Origin of the sequence: Streptococcus mitis (genome assembly GCF_905187495.1) — a bacterium.
GTDB classification, from domain to species: Bacteria; Bacillota; Bacilli; order Lactobacillales; family Streptococcaceae; genus Streptococcus; species Streptococcus mitis_CU.
Map to the genome: position 1 here is coordinate 1 of NZ_CAJJIB010000068.1, position 263 is coordinate 263.

A 263-nucleotide genomic window follows, 5' to 3' on the forward strand; every position below is an offset into this window, starting at 1 on the left:
GGTTCTGTATAAGACGGTTGTGCTGGTTGAACCAGGGCATCACCCTCATGGCCCGACTCTTGGGTACCTTGAGCGCTAACGGGTTCTGTATAAGACGGTTGCGATGGTTGAACCAGGGCATCACCTTCATGACCTGACTCTTGGGTACCTTGGGTGCTAATTGGAGCTGTATAAGACGGCTGCTCTGCTTGGACTAGGGATTCGCCTTCATGACCTGACTCTTGGGTACCTTGGGTGCTAACGGGTTCTGTATAAGACGGTTG

At 52.5% G+C, this 263-nt stretch carries 1 protein-coding gene; it reads right to left on the reverse strand.

From position 1 onward, the window contains the following. A partial coding sequence (locus JQ843_RS05380; protein ID WP_203213084.1) for a hypothetical protein occupies nucleotides 1-263 on the reverse strand: 263 nt, incomplete at both ends.